Origin of the sequence: Arthrobacter sp. Hiyo1 (genome assembly GCF_001263615.2) — a bacterium.
Lineage (GTDB): Bacteria > Actinomycetota > Actinomycetes > Actinomycetales > Micrococcaceae > Arthrobacter.
On sequence record NZ_DF952469.1, the window covers coordinates 777,610 to 781,035 of the forward strand.

Annotated in this window: 4 protein-coding genes; all 4 read left to right on the plus strand. The window is 63.1% G+C overall.

The annotated features are described in order from the left end of the window. Nucleotides 1–141 precede the first annotated feature (141 nt). On the plus strand, nt 142–849 hold the full coding sequence (locus AHiyo1_RS07885; protein ID WP_059388187.1) for a hypothetical protein: 708 nt from the start codon (nt 142–144) through the stop codon (nt 847–849). Nucleotides 850–1,105: 256 nt separating this feature from the next. Then, a complete protein-coding gene (locus AHiyo1_RS07890) occupies nt 1,106–1,924 on the plus strand; it encodes an amino acid ABC transporter substrate-binding protein (RefSeq protein WP_059388190.1) in 819 nt (272 codons plus the stop codon). A 15-nt stretch (nt 1,925–1,939) separates the two neighbouring features. Further along, entirely contained in the window at nt 1,940–2,605 is a 666-nt protein-coding gene (locus AHiyo1_RS07895; protein ID WP_059388188.1) for an amino acid ABC transporter permease, read from the plus strand. Next, nucleotides 2,592–3,419 carry an amino acid ABC transporter ATP-binding protein gene (locus tag AHiyo1_RS07900; RefSeq protein WP_059388189.1) on the plus strand — a complete coding sequence of 276 codons (828 nt, stop codon included), beginning with the start codon at nt 2,592–2,594 and terminating at the stop codon, nt 3,417–3,419. The genes AHiyo1_RS07895 and AHiyo1_RS07900 overlap by 14 nt, the downstream gene beginning before the upstream one ends. Nucleotides 3,420–3,426 lie beyond the last annotated feature (7 nt).

Here is a 3,426-nt window from a genome sequence, read left to right on the forward strand (position 1 = left end):
GGCGCGGCGGGACGCCCTGGACAGGATGACGGACGGCGAACTGGCCCTGCTGGCCGGAGAGCGGCTGCAGGCCCTGGGCAAGGCCCTGCGCCGCCATGAGCACGAGCTCGACCACAGCAACAGAATCTGGGAGAACCTGGGATGACCACCATGTTGGCGTGGGCTACGCTCTCCATTTGCCTCATTTTGACCGCCATTCGCATCCCCAGCGCCGTTCGGGGCGAGAACCGCATGATGTTCGTCTTGTTCGCACTGATTTCCCTCGACATCCTTCTCAGCATCGAGGGTCCCTATGTGCTGATTGACGGGTGGCTGGGCAACTTCAACCTCGGCAACCTGCTGCTCCGGTTCCTGCTCTACGGAACGTTCCTGCTCATGGGCATCAAGGTGGCCAGGGCCTTTGGCTCAGCTGGCGGAGAACGCGCCATCCGCGGGCCGATCGGCTTGGCCGTTTTGGGAGCAACCGCGGTCCTCACGGCCTTCTTCTTCTTCTCGATGGACACCCGGGACTCCACGGTTGGCCTGAATGACCTTGACCCTGGGCCGGCCCTTGATCTGTATGCGGCCTTGGGCAGGTTCTACCCGGGCTACGTTGCCGTATGCCTTATCCCGGGCATCTGGCGATCGGTCCGAGGTTCGGGTCCCGTTCTGCTCCGGGCCGCCCCAGCGACACTGCTCCTGGGCCTTGCCTTGCTAACGGTTTCACAGGTCTTTCCGCTCATCCCGCCAACGAATACGTGGCTGCGGCCGCTCATCAATTACTCTGCCGCTTTGGCCACTGCACTTGGCCTGGGAGGCATCTGGCTGTCCAAAACCGTTGCCAGCCGGACTAGCCGCACGGTAATTTAAAAACATACCGCTTAACCTCTTTCATAAATCCATTATATCGTGCCATAATTATGAATGTGTGAAGGCGACGCAGCCTGACCTTTGAATCAATGAACGGGTTTCCAAGGTTCGTGGCGCGTGCGGGAGCACTTTTGGGGGGATGAGTGGTGGCGGGCTGTTGGGGACCGCCCCCACTCAGCCTTTTTAAGCGTCCTCCCGTGTACGCCGGACACCGCCCGAAGCACCCCAGTCCGGTCCCGTGACTAAGATGGCTTTCATGAAGAGCCTGCCCACCCGCCGCACAGCACTGTCCGCAACCCTGGCCGCCGTCGCGCTGGCACTGACCGCTTGCGGCGGTGGTTCCTCGCCGTCGTCGACGTCGGGTGGAGATACCTCGCTGTCCGCCATCAAGTCCAAGGGCGAGATCGTTATTGCCACGGAAGGCACCTACCGGCCGTTCAGCTTCCACGAGAACGGGGCCGGTCCGCTCACGGGCTTCGACGTCGAGATCGCCCAGGCCGTCGCTGCCAAGCTCGGAGTGAAGGCGACCTTCCAGGAAACCCAGTTCGATGGCATCTTCGCGGGTCTTGATTCCAAGCGCTTCGACATGATCGCCAACCAGATCTCCATCAACCCCGAACGCACGGCCAAGTACGATTTCTCGGCGCCGTACACGATCTCCAATGGCGTCGTCGTGACCAAGTCGGACAACAACTCCATCAACAGCTTCGCCGATCTCAAAGGCAAGACCACCGCGCAGTCGCTGACCAGCAACTTCTACAAGATGGCAGTTGACGCAGGCGCCAACGTGCAGTCCGTCGAAGGCTGGGCGCAAGCCGCAACCCTGGTCCGCCAAGGCCGCGTCGACGCAACCGTCAACGACAAGCTGACCTACCTCGACTACGCCAAGAGCACTCCGGACTCCGGCTTGAAGATCGCCGCGGAGACCACCGACAAGACGCAAAGCGCCATGGTCTTCCGCAAGGGATCCGCCGAACTCAAAGCCGCGGTCGACAAAGCGCTCACGGACCTTCAGGCCGATGGCACCCTCGCCAAGATCTCCCAGAAGTACTTCGGCGCAGACGTTACCAAGTAGCCGGCGGCCAATCAGATGACCTTCAACTGGGACCTCGTCTGGAGTTCCTTCGGGCCAATCGTCGGGGGCGCCGTCACAGGAACCATCCCCCTCACCCTGGCTTCGTTCGCCATTGGCCTGGCGTTGGCGCTGCTGGTCGCCCTCTTGCGCTTGAGCCCCAACAGGCTGCTCTCCGGCGTCGCACGCTTCTACGTCTCCGTGATCCGTGGGACTCCCCTGTTGGTGCAGTTGTTCGTGATCTTCTACGGTCTCCCGAGCATCGGCGTGAAGCTGGAGCCGTGGCCGAGCGCCATCATCGCGTTTTCGCTCAATGTGGGCGGCTACGCGGCCGAGGTCATCCGCGCCGCGATCCTGTCGGTGCCCAAGGGCCAGTGGGAGGCCGGGCACACCATCGGAATGTCGCGTCCACAGACGCTCGTGCGGATCATCCTCCCGCAAGCGGCCAGGGTCTCGGTACCTCCACTGTCCAACACCTTCATTTCCCTCGTGAAGGACACCTCGCTGGCTTCGCTCATCCTGGTCACCGAGCTTTTCCGCAACGCCCAGCAGATCGCCGCATTCAGCCAGGAATTCATGATCCTGTACCTCGAGTCCGCCTTGGTTTACTGGGTCATTTGCCTCGTCCTCTCCACGGGCCAGTCCGCCCTGGAGCGCAGATTGGACCGTTATGTCGCCCACTGAGCCCAGCAACGCCCCCCACGGGAACTCCGGGCCGGTGCTGTCTGCCCGGGACCTCGCCAAAGCCTTCGGCAGCAACAAGGTGCTGCGCGGAATCGACATCGACGTTAGGCGCGGGCAGGTGGTCGCGTTGATCGGGCCGTCCGGTTCGGGAAAGACCACCGTCCTGCGCTCACTTAACGGCCTCGAAGTGCCCGACGCCGGAACGGTCACCTTCGGGGACGCCGACGCGGGGACGGTCCGGGGCTCCGGCGCAGGACTGACCCTCGATTTCGCGGGCAGCGTGGGCAAGCGGGAGATCGCCGCCCTCCGGGATCGCAGTGCCATGGTGTTCCAGCACTACAACCTGTTCCCGCACATGACGGTGCTCAAGAACATCATCGAGGGACCGCTCCAGGTCCAGAAGCGTCCACGGGCGGAAGTGGTCGCGGAGGCCGAGCGGCTCCTGGCCCGGGTGGGCCTCGCGGACAAACGCGACGCTTACCCCTTCGAGCTGTCAGGCGGCCAGCAACAACGGGTGGGAATCGTGCGCGCCCTCGCCCTCAAGCCGCAGTTGCTGCTCTTTGACGAACCCACCTCGGCGTTGGACCCGGAACTGGTGGGCGAAGTGCTCGGTGTCATCAAGGAACTTGCCGACGAAGGCTGGACCATGGTGATCGTGACGCACGAGCTCGCCTTTGCCCGCCAGGTTGCCGACGAAGTCATCTTCATGGACGGCGGCGTAGTGGTGGAGCGCGGACCAGCAGCGGATGTCTTGCGCGAGCCGCGGGAGGAACGCACCAAGCAATTCGTCAAGCGCCTCCAGCACGACGTCTGACCCCCAA